Genomic DNA, 17,896 nt, shown 5'->3' with positions numbered 1-17,896 from the left:
GGTTAAGGGTTTATATTTATTGTTGTTTAGTATATAGCTGATTTTACAGCTGTTTCTGTCTTAGAAACTAACTCCTCAAACGGTAAACTATTTACCTTTATTGGCTCGTGAGTTGTTATTTTTATTGGGCTTCCTATTCCTAACGGAAATTTTCCATATTTAAATACTTTCCATGAGTTATTGACTGATAACGGAACTACATAGGCCTCTGGGTTGTATTTAGCTAACATTTTAAGTCCGTTTACAGAAAACGCCTTAGGTTTTCCTGTTTTACTTCTTGTTCCTTCTGGAAAGATCGCCGCTGACCATTTGTTCTTATTAATTCTCTTGGCAAACTTTCCTAATTCTGACAGGGCTTGTTTAGCATCTCTTCTATCAATTAAAGCAGCGCCTCCATGTTTTAAATTGAAAGAAATACTAGGAATTCCTTTTCCTAGTTCTTTTTTAGATACAAATTTGGGGTAGTGTTTCCTAAGATACCAAATAATTGGCGGAATATCAAATGTACTTTGATGATTTGCTACAAAAATTAATGTTGTGTTTTCTGGTAAGTTGTGTTTATTTTCAAATTGAACTCTAATTCCTAAAATCAATAAAGACTTTATCAAAAACCAGTTCATAATGTTTACCACATTCTGATGCCCTTCTTGACCAAAAAGTCTTAACCCAATCCATTGTAATGGATGAAAAATTAATAGTAAAGAAAAAAACACCAATGCAAAGATTGATGAGAGTATATAACTTAAAATCTTCATTCTATTTAGTTATTTTGTTGTTTGTTTAGTTCTATTATTTAATAGGTTAAAATCGTCATCAAATCATACCGATTTCATTATTAAAACTTTACTAGTTCGCAAAAATAGAAAATCCCGCGGAAGCGGGACTATAATTTTATCTTAAAACCAATTGCTCCAAGGAATTCTTGCGAGAATTAGTACCAAAGCTAAGCCATAAAAGATAGCAAAGGTTTTAAACTTAGCTTCGCTTTTTACTTGTTTTTTGTGTTTAGACCATCCTATCGTGATTAATACTATGGCAATAATCATCATTAATGGATGCTCGACAGCTAGTAATCTTGCCGCTGGTTCTTTCATTACTTCTCCTCCATTTGCTTTTAAGGCTTTATACCAAGGAGACATAAAATACCACCCTAAACCTATTAATAGTTGAATATGAGTTGTGATTAAAGTAAACAGCCCTAAACGGAACTCTTTATGAGTAAATTCTTTTTTTTGTATTAAGCCTATAATAGCATTTACCACCGTAAATATTAAAACTGCTAATACAATGTATGCCCAATAAGAGTGCAAAGTTTTCATCATGATTTGTTAATTTTTTGTACTTGTAAAAGTACTGAATTTTCTGCATAAAAAAACCACCTCGTGTGAGGTGGTTTTAAGGTTATATCTAATTTAGAATATTAGAAGTTATATCTAACAGAGAAGTTCCAAGTTCTTCCAAAACCAAAGTAACCTTGGTTACTAGTATCAATACCTTTATAAGTATTTGTTGTTCCTGAATTAACTGGATTATTTGTTCTTAATTCTGAAAGATATTCAGTATCTAAAACATTGTTAACATTTGCTCTAAAGTCTAAAGATTTAGATCCTTCACCTAATCTTAACTTATAAGATACACCTGCATCTAATAAACCATAAGAAGGAAGCTCTAAATTTTCTTTAGTTGCACCAACGTTTGCATATAATTTATCATAGAATCTATAATCTGAATCTATACTTAAGTCATCTGTAATAGAGTAGTCAAAGCCTAGACCAAATGTGAATTGAGCAGCGTCACCTACTTTACCTCCATCTACGTCTACAACTGTACTAGCTCCAGTTACATTTCTATCTTCATCCAAAGTTCTTGTAACAACCGTTCCTGAATAGACCCAATCACCTAACGATAGGAAACCTCTTATATCTAACTGTTGTAATGGTTTAGCTACAAAGTCTAATTCAATTCCTTTATGATATTGACTTTGTCCAGTAGTTTCAGTTGTTGTAAGAACACCATTATCAAAAATAGAAACAGCCTGAACTCTATTCTTCCAGATAGTATTATATACGTTAACATTTGAGCTAAAAAACTCTGATTTAAAGCTATACCCCATTTCTAAACCAATGATATCTTCATTTTGAGAACTTGGGTTGATAGAATTATCATAGCTATTAAAAATATTATCATGATATGGTTGACGTGAATAATAACCTCCGTTGAAATACAAAGATCCTCTTTCTGAAGTTTTAAAACCAAGTCCTGCTTTTAAGTTATAACCTAAGTTATCAATTTTTTTAGAGTCTTCATATTCTGGTAAATAATCATATCTATCAAATCTTTGGTGCTGTTGATTAGAAATCGCCCCTTGAAAAAATGCAGACATATTATCATTTGAATATTCAAGTTGAGTAAAAACTCCCCCATAAGTAATTCTTTCACTACTGTCATAATCAATTCTTTGATTTTCACCAGCTGCATTAAACATTGCAGACCAAGGATTAGTACCAAAGCTTTCAGTAGCAGTAACAGCTACTGTAGGACCTACTCTAGTATGAGTATTGTCTTTTAAATCTCTGTCTTCAGTCCAAGAGTCTAAACCATGAAAATCAGCTACTTGTCTAAAGTGAGTTCCGTAATACGTTCTAAGATCAGCTCCTATATTGAAAGTAAGATTATCATTAATGTCATGTTCGAAGTTTGATACTAAACCATACCAAGCATGATTATTAACTGATGACCTAGTAATATAAGTATCATTCCCAAACATTCCTACACCACCTGCAGCAGCATTGTTTGCATAAATTGCATCATAATCTATAAGACCATCAGCAGTTCTCTGTCTAGATCCTCTATTTCCTGTTCCTCCACCTCTACCAAATGAAGCATATAAAACAGTAGATAAATTTGATACTTCAGAGATTTTATAATCCCAGTTTAAGTTTAAAACTGGTTTATGATAGAAGTTTCTTCTCTCTGTCATATACTCACCTTTATAAGTACCCCAGTTATTATTATATTTTATTCCTTTATCCAAGTAAGTTTCAATACTTTTCGTAAAGTTTTGATCATGCCATTGAGGTGCTCCTGTAAGTAAGAAATTAAAATTATGTTTTTCATTTGGCTTATAACCAACCGAAATAAAATAAGTTTGACCTTGACCTTTAGTACCATCAAAGTACCCATCTCCTTGCCAATGAGAAAGCATTACACTTGCTCCCCATCCACTTTCACTCATACCTGTGTTATAAACAGCAGATACTTTGTAATAATTATCGTTTGCTGTACCAGCATAAAAATATCCACCTTCTTTTTTGTCAGTAGTTTTTGTTACAAAGTTCATTGTACCTCCAACAGAAGATATAGCTAATTTAGAAGCTCCTAAACCTCTCTGGATTTGTATTGCAGAGGCAATATCATTAACTCCTGACCAGTTAGACCAATACATTTTACCATCTTCCATACCGTTAATTGGTTGTCCGTTTAATAAGAAAGCTGTGTTTGTTTGATCAAATCCACGTACAGAAATTCTTGAATCTCCAAAACCTCCTGATTGACCCGCAACATAAACTGACGGAGTATTCACTAAGGCCATTGTAACATCTTGTGTTCCAATTTTTTTCTGAATTTCTGCAGCTTTGATTGTAGAAACCGCCACTGGTGTTTTTCTTCCTCCAGCTAAATCGATAACTCCTTTACCAATAATTACAATTTCATCTAAAGTATTAGATGGCTCTAAGGAAATTTTCCCTAAATCAGATACTCCTGAAAAAGATACTTCTTTATTAGTATACCCAACAAACGATACTATTACCACTCCTGAGTTAGAACTAGCGTTTAGCATAAATTTTCCATCAAAATCAGTAGCTGATCCGTTTGTAGTCCCTTTTACTACAACGTTAGCTCCTGGTAATGGTTCCCCCATTTCGTCAACTACTGTACCAGTAATTTTTGTTTGACCTAAAACTGTAGTTGTTACAAAGAACAAAGCTACAAGTAATACATTTTTAAATGTTTTCATTTTTTAATCTAATTGTTATTAAATGCAGGTGCAAATATCCTGCTTTTCATTAGTGCTAATATTAACTTAATGTTAAGTTTTAACAATACTTTAAGACGCTAATATACATACAAAACGATTTCAAACACTGAATTACAATGTTTTACCTCCTAACAGCATTATTAACAAAACCTATATATAAGTTAAAAAATATAAAAGAAATACGATTAACTAAAATTTAATCGTTAGTGAGTTTTTTTTTGGCTAATTCTTTTCCTAATTCTACACCAAATTGGTCGTATGAAAATATGTTCCATATAACACCTTGAGTAAAAATTTTATGCTCAAATATTGCCAAGAGCATTCCTAAAGAAAAAGGAGTTAGTTTTTTAAAGAATATTGAATTACTGGGATGATTCCCTTTAAACACCTTATATGGTAAAAGCTTATTAATCTGATTTAACTGATTATTTGTTTTTAAGTCTAAATGTGCTTCTTCTTTAGTTCTTCCATAAGCTAATGCTTCTTGTTGAGCAAAATAATTTGCAAGCAATTCTTCATGATGATTTTCTAAATCATGTAATGGCTCTTTAAAACCTATAAAATCAACAGGTATTAATTTAGTCCCGTGATGTAACAATTGCATAAAGGCATGTTGTGAATTAACACCTGTTCCTCCCCAAACAATAGTCCCTGTTTCATAATTAACTTCTTTTCCGTTTCTATCAACACCTTTACCATTACTTTCCATCACAGCTTGTTGTAAATATGCTGGAAGTTTTTCCAAGTATTCACTATAAGGCAGTACCATTTCCGTTTCCGCATCAAAGAAATTATTATACCAAACACTTAAAAGAGCTAAGATAACTGGTATATTTTTATCAAAATCAGCAGCCTTAAAATGGTCATCCATTTTTTCAGCTCCTCTTAATAGTTCATTAAAATTATCAAAACCTATGGATAGAGAAATTGACAATCCTACAGTTGACCAAAGTGAAAATCGACCACCAACCCAATCCCACATTGGAAATACGTTTTTCTTATCAATGCCAAAATTATCAACTGCTCTAGTATTACAAGAGACTGCAACGAAATGTTTAGAAACATCAAAAACAGTTGCTGACTCTAAAAACCAATCTCTTATTGTATTAGCATTATTAATTGTTTCTTGAGTTGTAAAACTTTTGGAAACTATGATAAAAAGTGTTGTTTCTGGATTTATTTTTTTAAGAATTTCTGAAACATGGTCTCCATCTATATTTGACACAAAATGTGTCTTCAGTTTATTCTTGTAAAACTTTAATGCTTCTACGACCATTTTTGGTCCTAAATCAGAACCTCCAACACCTATATTAACAATATCTGTTATTGACTTCCCTGTATACCCTTTCCATTTCCCTAAAATAACTTTATTACTAAAAGCTTTCATTTTTCGTAAAGCTGTTTTAATTTTAGGCTTTACATCTTTTCCATCTACAAAAACAGGTATATCTGAACCACTTCTTAAAGCTGTATGTAATACTGCTCTGTTTTCTGTAGCATTAATTTTGTCCCCTGAAAAATATTTTTCTATAGCTTCTTTTAATTTAACTTCTTCAGCTAAAGATATTAACAAGTTGATTGTTTCTTGAGTTATTCTATTTTTAGAATAATCAACACTTAATTCATCTAATAAAATAGAAAAGTCATCTTCCCTATTTTTATTCTTACGAAACAATTCTTTTAACTCATAATTTTTCGCTTCATTAAAATGTTCTGTTAACTTTTCCCAAGCTGCAGTTTCTGTTGGGTTAATATTTTGTAAAGGCATAATTAATTTGTAGCTAAAATTTCTTTTTCTTTAAATGAAAGTGGTTCAGGTTGTGGCAATTTTATACTATCTAATTGTCTTTTTAATGGTTTTATATACTCTAAATACGTTGGTTTAATGTTTGGATCTAAAGGTTCTGCCGAAGGTAATTTTTCACGAAACGGATCTACTTGTCGTCCATTTTTCCAAAAGCGATAACAAACGTGAGGTCCACTAGTGTTACCTGTCATACCTACCCAACCTATAATATCTCCTTGCTTTACATACTCACCAACTCTAACTTTTCGCCTTTTCATATGTAAGTATTGAGTCGTATAGGTACTATTATGTTTTACTTTTACATAATTTCCATTACCACCTCTCCTTGCAGACTCAACAACTGTTCCGCTTGCGGTAGACATAATTTCCGTTCCATATCTGGCAGCAAAATCAGTTCCTTTATGAGCTCTTATCCTATTACCATATAACTTAATCCTTCTTCTTAAATTATATCGTGAAGAAATTCGATACTGGAATTTAATTGGTGATTTTAAAAATGCTCTTCGTAGCATGTTCCCGTCTTGATCGTAATATTCAGGAATTTTTTTTATCGAATCGGCAACAAATCTATACGCATACAAATCTTCCCCATTGTGCTTGAATATAGCTGCTTTAACCTTACCGTATCCAACAAAAGTAGTATCGTTGATAAACTTTTCTTCAAAAATCAACTTAAATGTATCTCCTTTTTGCAAACGATAAAAATCTAAAGTCCATGCATAAATATCTGCAACTGTATTCGTTAATGTTGGTTTTAATTGTAAGCTATCCATTGTTATGGATAAATTAGAATAAATCTCACCTGCTATTTCTTTTTCAACAGTTTTTATCTTTTTTCTATGTTTATATGCAGATATTATTGAGTCTTTAAAGTCGATAACTGTAGCTTCTACTTTGTTATGCTTATAAATAAAAACCTTTGCTTGATCTAAACTATCTTTTGAAGCTAAGATTGTATACGCTTTTCCTGATCGTATTCTCCTTACATCGAAAGTATCTTTAATTTTAGTTGCTATTTCATTAATCTTTGGATACATAACATGGTGTCTATCCATAATAACCCCAAAACTTTCTCCACTCTTAATAGTATCGTTAATAACCTTATAGTTATCTAAATTAAAACCATAAACTATAACAGGTTTCGGTTTTTCAACTTTAACTGGTTCTTGTACGACAACTTTCTTTTCTTCTTTACACGAAAGGAAAAGACATAAAATAATGAATGTAAGAATGAGTTTTTTCAAAAAAAGCTGCTTTAGATTTGAGTTTATGCGCAAAAGTACAAATAAATACTATTTTTCCTCCCACTTTAACAATTCTTAAACAGCTTATATCATTTTTTTAATCAACTATTACTTCAAAAGGATTTGCTAACCCTTTATAAGCATCTAATTCTGCACGTAGTGAACCTACTGCTAGGGAAGCTTTCATTTTTATTGGTACTTTATTATCATCCGCTGAAATCCAAATGGTAACACTTTCTTTTGCCTTAAAAACTCTACCTGCTTGTACTAATGGTCTAAATTTTTGTGTTTTTACTTTACCAAATTTTGTTTTTAATGTTTCATAGCCTAAAAACCGTAATTTAAATGGGTAGCTTTTATTATCAAAAAACATATCAAGTTTAATTTCATCTCCTTTTCTTAATTTTTTTGTATTCTGACTTCTTAAAAAATAAAACGTAGAAATCATATCTTGAGGAGACTTAATAGAAATTAACGTATCTTTTTGTTTACGGAAATCTTGAACGTACGCTGTTTTTTTCTTGTGATTAAAGGTTATATGTCGATTTTTTTTATGTCCGCCCTCATCTATTTTCCTTTTAAATAAATAAGGCTGTACTTTATCAATTCCAAAGTAACTTTCATATCTATCATCAACTTTAAAGAACCAACTAATAACACCAGTTGTTTTACCTGTTCCTATAGCATGTAGTACTTTTTGGTTATTTAGGTTCTTCTCTTTTAGTTGTAAAACAGCTGTTCCTGCTTTTAAAAAACCACTGTAACTCATATCAAACCGAAGCCACTCTCCGCTTTTGTATGCTTTTGGTTGACTTTGTGCAAAAAAACTTTGTGCAACGATTAAAAATGTAAAAAACAATATTCTTTTTCTCATAATGTTCAAACTTATAAAAATTGATAGACAATTACCATTCCAAAAATTAAAAAAACTGTTTAACAGAACATTATGCTTCTTTTATCTTCTTGTTACTAGAGTTTAAAAAGTTCCCCAATTTTTCAACTCTTCTTTACTCCATAGATATGGGAAGAAAATTCTTCTTTGATACTTCGGATGCAAATATTTACGCCAATTGCTTCCTCCCGTTGCTTCCAAATCACCATCACTTCCTCCCAAATATTTTCCTGCTGCATTGTAGTGAGCCATTACCCATTTTACATTTACTGTATAATCGTAATGTCGCATTGCTTTGATTAATTCTTCATTTTCTTGAACTTCTTTAGGTAGTTGCTGGAATTTTTTTGAAAGATTACAATCATTATAATCTTCCATAAAATCAATAAAATCACCCATATATTTTTTCTCAAACAACGTTAATAAAGTTGTTTTTTGACCTGTATTATAGTTTTTACCAGCTGCTTGCCAATATAGATGGTCATAGGCGTTTTTAAACGATGAATTTCTATCTATTGTATCTCGATAACGAGCATCTATTAAATTGATAAGATCTGTAGATGCGAACTCAATCTTACGGTATTGTGCACTTTGAAATCCACTTGCTGGTGTTAGTGTATTTCGGAATTTTAAGTATTGCTCTACATCCATTCCATCACCCATAACTGTAAAAGAACTACATAGCATATCAAAATAACGACTAACACGCATTAAGTGCTTTGAGAATTTTTCTGGTGAAATTTCAGAGGATTTTGCTACTTGTTCAATTTCCCACAATATCATTTTAAATAATAATTCATTTACTTGGTGATACATGATAAAAACCATTTCATCTGGTAATGTGGTTCTAGGAATTTGCAACCCTAAAAGTGCATCTGTTTGTATATAATCCCAGTAAGTTATGGGTTCACTCCAGAGCAACCCTTCCAACATTGCTTCGACAGGAACTCCTAACTTATCGTATTTTTCTTCTATTGCTTTTAATATTTCTTCTTTACTCATTTTCTTGTTTTTTTGAGAAAAAAGAAAAGAGAAAAGAGAAAACAGACAGTCTAACTATCTATTTTCTTTTCCCTTTTTTCTATTATCTATCTTAGTCTATAAAGTTCCTCTTAATTGTTGTTCTCTTTCAATTGATTCGAACAATGCTTTAAAGTTTCCTGCTCCAAATCCGCGAGCTCCCATTCTTTGAATAATTTCGAAAAATAAAGTTGGGCGATCTTCTACTGGTTTTGTGAAGATTTGTAATAAATATCCTTCTTCATCAGCATCAATCATAATTCCTAAAGATTTTAGCTTTTCAATATCTTCTCTCAATTCATGACTAAATTCTTCTAACCTTTCAGGAACTGCTTTATAATATGCTTCTGGTGGAGTTGATAAAAACTCTACTCCTTGAGACCTTAATTGGCTTACTGTTTTTATAATATCATCAGTAGCAACCGCAATGTGTTGTACTCCTGCTCCTTCATAAAAATCTAAATACTCTTCAATTTGAGAACGTTTTTTTCCTTCAGCTGGTTCATTTATTGGAAATTTAATTCTTCCATTTCCGTTAGACATTACTTTACTCATTAACGCTGAATATTCTGTATGAATTTGCTTATCATCAAATGATAAAAAGTTTTCAAACCCCATTACATCTTCGTACCATTTTACCCAAACATCCATCTGGTTCCAACCAACATTACCTACCATGTGGTCGATATATTTTAATCCTGCTGCTGGTGGATTATAATCTGATTTCCACTCTTTAAAACCTGGCAAAAATGTTCCGTTGTAGTTTTTACGCTCAACAAACATATGCACAGTTTCTCCGTACGTGTAAATCCCAGCTCTTACCACTTCTCCATGTTCGTCTGTTTCAACAGTTGGCTCCATATATGATTTTGCTCCACGAGATGTTGTTTCTTCATACGCTTTTCTTGCATCCTCAACCCAAAGTGCCACCACTTTAACTCCATCACCATGTTTTACAATATGATCATTAATTGGAGATTTACTGTTTAATGGTGTTGTTAAAATTAATTTGATTTTATCTTGTTTTAACACATAACTTACTTCTTCTGTAGAACCTGTTTCCAAACCTTTGTATGCATACGATTGGAAACCAAAAGCTGTTTTGTAAAAATGCGCTGCTTGTTTTGCATTACCTACGTAAAATTCTACATAATCTGTTCCTAAAAGTGGTAAGAAGTCTTGTGCTCCTTCAAATATTTTTTCTAAACCGTAGTTTACCGATTTTATTTCTTTTGACATTTCTCTCTATTTTGAAAATTTGATAATTAATTAATTTGAAAATTGAATTGACACATTTTCAAATTGTCACATTAATATACTGAATTACTCTAGCCAAGATTTATAATAATCTTCATCTGCTATTTTCATAGCTTCTTCAGTTACTTTTAAAGGCTTAAAAGTATCTACCATTACCGCTAATTCTTCAGTTACTGTTTCTCCAATACTTCTTTCTACAGCTCCTGGGTGTGGACCATGTGGAATTCCTGCTGGATGTAACGAGATATGACCTGCATCTATATCGTTTCTACTCATAAAATCTCCATCTACGTAGTACAATACTTCGTCAGAATCAATATTACTATGATTGTATGGTGCAGGAATTGATTCTGGATGATAATCATATAACCTCGGAACAAAACTACAAATTACAAAAGCATCTGTTTCAAATGTTTGGTGTACTGGTGGCGGTTGGTGAATACGCCCTGTTATTGGTTCAAAATCATGAATTGAAAAAGCATATGGATAGTTATACCCGTCATATCCAACAACATCAAAAGGGTGTGTTGCATATACCATTTCAATAATTTCGTTTTGCTTTTTTACATTGATAATGAAATCTCCTTTTTCGTTATGTGTTTCAAGCTCTTCTGGCCTGCGAATATCACGCTCACAAAATGGCGAGTGTTCTAACAATTGACCAAACCAGTTACGATATCTTTTTGGAGTGTACACTGGGCGATACGACTCTACGATAAACAACCTGTTATCTTCTGTATCAAAATCCAATTTATAAATAACTCCGCGAGGAATTACTAAATAGTCTCCATACTTGAAATCTAAGTTCCCAAGCATTGTGCGTAATTTTCCTGTTCCTTTATGAATAAAAATTACTTCATCTGCATCCGTATTTTTATAAAAATAGCCTTTAGTAGATTCTTTTGGAGCCGATAAGATAATATTACAATCAGAATTTGTAAGTACTACTTTTCTACTTTGTAAGTAATCGTTTTCTGGTGGAACTTGAAAACCTCTAAAACGATACGATTGGATATTATTTTCTTTCGCTACTTTCGGAGCAATAGAGTATTGCTTCCGAATTTCTTTAACCATCGTTGGTCTATATTCATGATAACTATTGGTTGACATTCCGTCAAAACCAATTGTACCAAATAATTGTTCGTAATATAAACTTCCATCTTCTTTACGAAACTGAATGTGTCGCTTGTGTGGAATTTTTCCTAATTTATGATAAAAAGGCATCTTTAATTAATTTGATTATTCAACAATTCGTTAATTATACAATTAACTCTCTTTCTTTATTAGCCTATTATTTCTACTTATTGTAAAAACAATAGCTAAACCTCAAAATCAAACAACAATAGCTACTCCGGATTCCGTTTTATCATGAATTTTAAATGCGCTAAAAGATCTTTCCAATGCATTTTAATAGGTTTTTAGTTGTGTTTTACAAATATACCAAAATTAAAAAGATGTTGATATCTCATTAAATTTCAAAATTTTAGATTTTTTTATTTAAAATTAATCTAAATAAGTTTTGTTGTTAAATTTTGTTAAAATACTTTTGCTTCATAAAATAAACTTATTAAATCTAAATAATAATAAAAAATGAAAAAAATCATACCCATATTGTTGGTATTGTTTTTATTTATTACAACATCAATAGTCGCTCAAAACAGCTCTATTAAGGGTGTTATTGTATCAGAAAACAATAACTTCCTCTCTTCTGTGAATATAACTTTAAGTTCTACAAATCATGGAATTATTAGTAATGAAAAAGGAGTATTTGAGTTTAAAAACTTAAAAAAAGGTAAGTATGTAATTAATTTATCAATGGTTGGTTTTGAGAAAAAATCAATTACAGTAAGACTTAAAAGTAATGAATCTAAAAATCTTGGTAGGATTCTTCTTAAAGAAGCTATCGATGAGTTAGACGAAATCACCATTAATGGAGTAAAAAACAGATACGCTAAGAAGAAGGTATCTAATTCTTTACGCTTGCAAACACCTATTAAACAATTACCCCAAAACATTCAGGTAGTTGGGTCAGAGGTTTTACAAGATCAACTTGTAACAAATATGCTAGAGGGAGCTTTTAGGAATGTAAGTGGGGTTAGTAACATAGAGCATTGGGGGAATTTCGCACGTGTTAACATGCGTGGGTTTAGATTACCTGCTTTTAGGAATGGTGTAAACATTCAAGACTCATGGGGACCTTTATCTGAAGATACTTTTATGATAGATCGTATAGAATTTGTCAAGGGACCTTCAGGCTTTATGATGGCTGCGGGTGAACCTGGTGGTTTTTATAATGTGGTTACAAAAAAACCTACCGAAGAAAAAATAGGGTCTATAAACTTAATGGCAGGCAGTTTTGATACATATCGAGCTGCGGCAGATTTTGGTGGATCTTTAACAAGTGATAAGCGTTTACTAGCTCGTTTGAACGTTTTATATCAAAACACTGGAAGTCATAGAAAGTTTGAGGATAGTGAACGTATTGGTGTTGCTCCTTCATTATCATATAAAATAAGTGATAAAACAGACTTCTTAACTGAGTTTTCTTTTCAAAAACTAAACACTCTTTTAGGAGCTGCTTATATTTTTGCTCCTTTAGATAAAGGATTTGGGAGTCTTCCTAAGAACTTTTCTATGGTTGACAGTAATTTTCCTGATACTGATATTAAAGAAGTTAGTTTATTAAACCAACTAACACATCGCTTTAATAATAACTGGTCAGTAGAAGCAAAATATGTTACTATGTTGTATACTCAACAGGGAGCTTCTGCATGGTTAAATAGTATGCAAAATAATGGTGATGCTATTAGAAGTGTAAGTATTTGGGATGCTATTTCTGAAAGTGAATATTTTCAATTATACGCTAACGGAAAGTTTAATACCGGAGCAGTAACCCATAAAGTTATGGGAGGGTTTGATTATACGGATAAAGAGTATTTTGCTGATTTTTATCAAGGTGGTGCAGTAGACACTCCTAAAAACCCTTTTAATATATACAATCCAACTTACGGAGATCGTATTTTTCCTGTATTTGATAGAAGTACACCTTTAAAAGACCGTACACCTTCTTACTCTTATGGAACAAAAATAAACTCTATATATGTTCAAGACGAAATAGGATTTTTAGAGAATAAAATACGTTTAACATTAGCGGGTAGATACACTCAGTTAACTCCTAAAGGAGATATTACAACTAAAAAATTTACTCCTAGAATTGGTTTGAGTGCTGATATAATTCCTCAAATTACCGCTTATGGATTATATGACCAATCATTCTTAGCAAATGATGCTATTGATAATGCAGGAAAAAGGTTTGACCCTATTGAAGGAACTATTTACGAAGCTGGTTTAAAAACCAATTGGTTAAATGGCAAAATAAACGCTTCTTTAAGTGCATATATTATCAATAAAAACAACATGACAACTAGCGATCCTACCGACCCTACTCGTCAGTTTAGCATTTTACTTGGAGAAGTAGAATCAAAAGGTTTTGAGTTTGATATGCAAGCGCACATTACAAGTGAATTAGACTTATTATTAAATTACGCTAACACAGATGTGGAAATCGCAAAATCAAATTTACCAAATGTAATAGGAACACGAATTGCAGGACACGCTAAGCATATTACCAATGGTTGGTTAAACTATAATTTTAATCAAGATTCTGCCTTAAAAGGTTTTGGTATTTCTTTAGGATATCAATATCTAGTAGATAGAACTTCTTGGACAATAGGAGCTAATAATAATGCAGAACTTCCTGACTATTTTAGAATGGATGGTGGTGTGCATTGGAAAAACAACAAACTCCGTATTGCTTTAAATATTAATAATATTTTAAATAAACATTTATATTCTGGTACCAAAAACGATAAATTTCTTTATTGGCAATCTGAACCAGGAATCAATGGTAGGATTTCTCTTACCTATAACTTATTCTAACAACCCAAAAACCACCTAAAATTTAGGTGGTTTTTATAAATTATTAAAAAATGAAAAAATCAATTCTTACTTTATTATTCTTAGCTGTATTTAGTAACTCTTTTGCCCATTACATTTGGATTGAAACTAGCTCTACAGGAAAATTAAACAACGAACACAAAATTAAAATTCGTTTTGGAGAGTTTTCAGAAAGTGTAATCGAAAAAGTAGGCGGTGAGAACTATAACAATGTCAAAGATTTTACTATTTGGTTAATCGCTCCTGATGGAACTAAAACAACTTTACAAACAATAGCTAAAGACGATTATTATAGTACCTCTTTCGTTCCTAAACAAAAAGGAACATATACCATTGCACTTGATAATAAAAACATAAAAGTGTTTGATTTTACAAAATACGATTACACAACCTTTAAACCCGAATATCATGCTAAAGCTAGAGTTGTCGTAGGTACATCAATAACAGAATTAAAAAGTACGAATCCAGAAGGAATTGAGATTATTGATATTACTCCAAAACACCATACAAATGCTGATGAAGTTATCTTAAAAGTATTGTACAAAGGCACTGTCCTTAAAAAAGGAGAAATTACTTTATTCACTCAAGGAAAATGGTCGGTAAAAGAAAAAACCAATGAAAAAGGGTTAGTAACATTTAAACTACCTAAAAAAACTACATATACCGTAGAAGCTACACATGAAGAAAAAACACCTGGCACATACAACAATGTTAACTATAACATTATTTGGCATTGTGCAACTTATTGTATAAAAAACTAGTATTAAAATTTATTTAAAATAATTCTAAATAAATTTTGGTGTTAATTTTTCTTAAAATACATTTGCTTAGTTATATTTATTAAATCTAAATAAGAAAAAAATGAAGGGCTTATTAACTACCATTCTATTATTTTTAGTAGTGGTAAACACAGTAGCACAAGAGGGAAATATTAGTGGTACTGTACTAGACAACAACAATGAACCTTTGGTAGGGGTTACTATTATTGTTAAAGGGACAAAAAATGGAGTACAAACTGACATTGATGGTAACTTTACATTATCTAATACAAAGGGAGAAATAACATTAATAGTGTCTTATGTTGGCTTTAAAACGAAAAACATAAGTACTAATAGTGGTACAAAAAACTTAGTAATTACCTTATATGAGGGTAACGAGATACTTAATGAAATTACTATTGACACTCATAGAAAAAATAAATTCTCAAGAAAGAAAACAGCTTATGTAGCTAAATTACCTTTGAAAAATATTGAAAATGCTCAGGTATATAGTACAGTTACCAATCAACTATTAGTATCACAGTCTGTTACTAGTTTTGAAGAAGCTTTAAAAAATACAACAGGTGTTGAAAAATTATGGTCATCTACTGGTAGAGGTGGTGATGGAGCAGGTTTTTACTCTATCCGCGGTTTTTCTGTTCAACCACAATTAGTAAACGGTGTTCCTGGAATTACAAATGGGTTTATAAACCCAGACAATGTTGAAAGAATTGAAGTTGTAAAGGGACCTTCTGCTACCTTATACGGGAGTACTGTAACATCTTACGGTGGTTTAATTAATATTGTCACTAAAAAACCATACAAAGGAACAGGAGGAAATATTACCGTTGGTGGAGGTTCTTTCGGGTTTAAAAAACTAACAGTAGATCTTAACACAAACTTAGAAGATAATGAAAACATTTCATTACGATTAAACGCTGGATATCAAACACAAGATAGCTTTCAAGATGCTGGGTTTAGAAAAGCATTATTTTTAGCCCCATCTGTTTCTTACAAAGTAAATAATAGGTTAACTTTAAACTTTAATTATGAACTTTCTTCAACAGATCAAACAAATCAAGCTTTCTTATTTTTAAACAGGTCAGCCCCGCTTACCTATAAAAATTTAGAAGAATTAAACTACGATAGAAATAAATCATTTACAAATAATGATATGTCTATTAAAAATCCAACGCAAAACTACAGAGGGGAAATAGCTTATAAAATTACTGACAATTGGTCTTCTCAAACAATTATAGCTGGCGGTAATGCTAAATCTAAAGGATACTATACATATTTGTACAATGTTCAAAATGATTTGTTTGGAACGTATGCTATAAAATCAGATGCAGAAACAAATACACTTACATTACAACAAAACTTTACTGGTGATTTTAAATTAGGTTCTTTAAGAAACAGGTTAGTTATTGGTGTTGACTATCTAGATTCTCAAATTTTAGACAATAGTACTGATCAAAGAGGAATTAATGTTGTAAACCCTCAAGGTCAATTAATACCTGTACCACCTGCTTTTGGTTTTCCTAATTTACCAACTACAAGAGCAAATATTGATGCTGTTTTAGCTAGCTCTGCAAGGGCTGATTCTGATATTAATCAAAATGTTCTTAGTGGTTATATTTCTGATGTTGTAAACATTTTACCAGAACTATCGGTAATGGCAGGGGTTCGTTATGATAGGTTTAATTATAAAGGTGATGCAAACGACCCAAGTGACGATGAAAAAGAATATACTAAATCTACTTTTTCTCCTAAATTCGGAATTGTTTACCAACCAATTTTAGATCAACTATCTGTTTTTGCTAATTATCAAAATGGTTTTTCTTATGTTAATCCAAAAAGAATACTTGTAGATATTTCAAACCCTAAAGGGCCTACTAAATTACAATCTTATGATTTAGAACAAGCAAACCAACTAGAGTTTGGTGTAAAAACAAATTTATTTAATAATAAACTGGAAACTACTTTGAGTTATTACGATATTACTGTGAAAGATAAAGTAATGCTTGATACTAATCTACAAGATGGTACAGTAAGAAGTAAAGGTTTTGAACTAGAAATGAATGCTAACCCTGTCGACGGATTAAACTTACGTGGTGGTATTAGCTATAATGATGCTAAAGTAACAAAATCAAAATCTAGACCTGATTTAGTTGATAAACGTTTAGCTGAAGCAGGCCCTGAAACTTCTTATAATTTTTGGGCTGATTATAAATTCCAAGAAGGAGCTATTAAAAATGTAGGATTAGGTTTTGGGTTAAACGGTGCAAGTAAATATAATACTATGGTAGGTTATCCTGCTGCAGGTGATTTTTACCTGCCTGCCTATACTATTTTTAATGCCTCAATTTATTATGAAGTTGATAAATTTAGAATTAGTGTAAAAGGAAATAATTTAGCAAACGAAGAATATTATACAGGATGGAGTACCATTACTCCTCAAAATCCAAGAGCCTTCCTTGGAACTATAAGTTATAAGTTTTAAATATGAATATCTATTTGAATTATTAAATGTTGCAAACACAAAACTCTGAACTTTTATGTTCAGGGTTTTGTTATTTCATTGAACTACTATGAAAACAGTTACTCTTTTCCTTATTTTCATTGGGTGTTATGCCTTATATAGCACTTCTGAAAAAGCTTTTTTAATTAAGAACACCCCCTTACAAAAATGGTTTCATAATAATAAACGTAATACCAAGATAATTGGAAAAATTACATTATTGATAGGTTTGCTCTTCTCAATAAACTTTTTTGGTCTTTCTGCTGGAATTATTACTTGGATTGTAACTGCCTCTTTGTTTTTAAGCCTTATCGTACTCATCACTCCATTAAGAGTGATAAACTATGCCTTTTTATATGTCTTATTTACGTTAACTTTTTTAATAGAACTCTTATTTTAAT

General features: G+C 31.3%; 13 protein-coding genes. 4 read left to right on the top strand and 9 right to left on the bottom strand.

The window, feature by feature from the left end; all coding sequences use genetic code 11:
* Positions 1-26 precede the first annotated feature (26 nt).
* The 9 genes from Q4517_RS01025 to Q4517_RS00985 form a co-directional block, all read right to left on the bottom strand.
* Positions 27-755: a 1-acyl-sn-glycerol-3-phosphate acyltransferase gene (locus Q4517_RS01025; RefSeq protein WP_303505229.1), complete on the bottom strand. Its 729-nt coding sequence runs from the start codon at positions 753-755 to the stop codon at positions 27-29.
* A gap of 141 nt (positions 756-896) precedes the next feature.
* Positions 897-1,319: a hypothetical protein gene (locus Q4517_RS01020; RefSeq protein ID WP_303505513.1), complete on the bottom strand. Its 423-nt coding sequence runs from the start codon at positions 1,317-1,319 to the stop codon at positions 897-899.
* Positions 1,320-1,420: 101 nt separating this feature from the next.
* On the bottom strand, positions 1,421-4,018 hold the full coding sequence (locus Q4517_RS01015; RefSeq protein ID WP_303505227.1) for a carboxypeptidase-like regulatory domain-containing protein: 2,598 nt from the start codon (positions 4,016-4,018) through the stop codon (positions 1,421-1,423).
* A 217-nt stretch (positions 4,019-4,235) separates the two neighbouring features.
* Positions 4,236-5,807, bottom strand: a complete 1,572-nt coding sequence (gene pgi, locus Q4517_RS01010; RefSeq protein ID WP_303505225.1) for a glucose-6-phosphate isomerase — start codon at positions 5,805-5,807, stop codon at positions 4,236-4,238.
* A gap of 2 nt (positions 5,808-5,809) precedes the next feature.
* The gene (locus Q4517_RS01005) at positions 5,810-7,090 is read right to left on the bottom strand and encodes a peptidoglycan DD-metalloendopeptidase family protein (RefSeq protein WP_303505223.1); all 1,281 of its coding nucleotides are present in this window, start codon (positions 7,088-7,090) and stop codon (positions 5,810-5,812) included.
* Between the two features lie 97 nt (positions 7,091-7,187).
* Positions 7,188-7,964: a DUF3108 domain-containing protein gene (locus Q4517_RS01000; RefSeq protein ID WP_303505219.1), complete on the bottom strand. Its 777-nt coding sequence runs from the start codon at positions 7,962-7,964 to the stop codon at positions 7,188-7,190.
* A 102-nt stretch (positions 7,965-8,066) separates the two neighbouring features.
* A complete protein-coding gene (locus tag Q4517_RS00995) occupies positions 8,067-8,984 on the bottom strand; it encodes a tryptophan 2,3-dioxygenase family protein (protein WP_303505216.1) in 918 nt (305 codons plus the stop codon).
* Between the two features lie 96 nt (positions 8,985-9,080).
* The gene (hppD, locus tag Q4517_RS00990) at positions 9,081-10,241 is read right to left on the bottom strand and encodes a 4-hydroxyphenylpyruvate dioxygenase (RefSeq protein ID WP_303505214.1); all 1,161 of its coding nucleotides are present in this window, start codon (positions 10,239-10,241) and stop codon (positions 9,081-9,083) included.
* Positions 10,242-10,325: 84 nt separating this feature from the next.
* Entirely contained in the window at positions 10,326-11,483 is a 1,158-nt protein-coding gene (locus Q4517_RS00985; protein ID WP_303505212.1) for a homogentisate 1,2-dioxygenase, read from the bottom strand.
* Positions 11,484-11,849: 366 nt separating this feature from the next.
* Here Q4517_RS00985 and Q4517_RS00980 point away from each other — a divergent pair, with 366 nt between their 5' ends.
* From Q4517_RS00980 to Q4517_RS00965, 4 genes are all read left to right on the top strand, one after another.
* A complete protein-coding gene (locus Q4517_RS00980) occupies positions 11,850-14,198 on the top strand; it encodes a TonB-dependent receptor domain-containing protein (RefSeq protein ID WP_303505210.1) in 2,349 nt (782 codons plus the stop codon).
* Between the two features lie 50 nt (positions 14,199-14,248).
* Positions 14,249-14,977 carry a DUF4198 domain-containing protein gene (locus Q4517_RS00975; protein ID WP_303505208.1) on the top strand — a complete coding sequence of 243 codons (729 nt, stop codon included), beginning with the start codon at positions 14,249-14,251 and terminating at the stop codon, positions 14,975-14,977.
* Positions 14,978-15,077: 100 nt separating this feature from the next.
* The gene (locus Q4517_RS00970; RefSeq protein ID WP_303505206.1) at positions 15,078-17,477 is read left to right on the top strand and encodes a TonB-dependent receptor; all 2,400 of its coding nucleotides are present in this window, start codon (positions 15,078-15,080) and stop codon (positions 17,475-17,477) included.
* Between the two features lie 88 nt (positions 17,478-17,565).
* The gene (locus tag Q4517_RS00965; RefSeq protein WP_303505204.1) at positions 17,566-17,895 is read left to right on the top strand and encodes a hypothetical protein; all 330 of its coding nucleotides are present in this window, start codon (positions 17,566-17,568) and stop codon (positions 17,893-17,895) included.
* The last annotated feature ends 1 nt before the right edge of the window (position 17,896 follow it).

Source organism: Tenacibaculum sp. 1_MG-2023 (assembly GCF_030547425.1).
Lineage (GTDB): Bacteria > Bacteroidota > Bacteroidia > Flavobacteriales > Flavobacteriaceae > Polaribacter.
The sequence above is the reverse complement of the archived record's forward strand: the minus strand, read 5'-3'. Positions and strand labels throughout refer to the sequence as shown.